At 36.5% G+C, this 671-nt stretch carries 1 pseudogene; it reads left to right on the top strand.

Features of this window, described 5'->3' with window-relative positions:
• A pseudogene (locus tag R7Z77_RS25930) lies at nt 1-162 on the top strand (porin family protein); the annotation flags it as partial.
• Nucleotides 163-671: the final 509 nt, after the last annotated feature.

Below are 671 nucleotides of genomic sequence, written 5' to 3'. Positions count from 1 at the left end.
TTTGCTCTAACGGCACAAGTACGCTGGTTAGGTACGGTCGTAGATAATGACACATCTGGTGCATGTACGTTGCCATCTGATGGTTCAAGCTGCATCATCAAATTCGATACTGATTGGATGAACCAATTTCAGTCAAACGTAGGCTTTAGTTTTCGCTTTTAACTGAGGCAAATTAACCGGAACATTATCTATAGGGTGTGCAAAAGATAGTCGTACGCCCTAAATGATAAAAATAGTCCATAAGACCATTCAAATAGCAATATAGCAGTCATTTATTTCACCAAACCGCCTAACCAACCTTTCAGATCACCTATTTTCTCACTATTTAACAACATTAAAACCACACAAAACACTAATGTTAACATTTAGAATCTATTGCGCTCTGTATTATTAGAAGTTAGTCTGAATAACGAAAACAGATAAATATTTCAGTTTTATCAAACACACATCAACATAATAAGAGTTAATCTCTAACTTCTCTTACGTTAGGCAAAACATAACTCTGCAAATTAATAACAAGTTAGAATTTAGGATCATAAAACTGACGGATAACAGTTGTCCTTTCTTTTAACAATTTAGCAGGGATTGCAGATCAACTGAGAGAGCTTCATTCCTTAGGGAGTCGTATAGGAGTCAGATATGAAGCGAGAACAATGGGGATCCCGTGCAGG

The sequence above is a fragment of the Vibrio sp. 1401 genome, from assembly GCF_033340295.1.
Note: the sequence above shows the minus strand (reverse complement) of the source record. Positions and strands in the feature narration are given on the sequence as shown.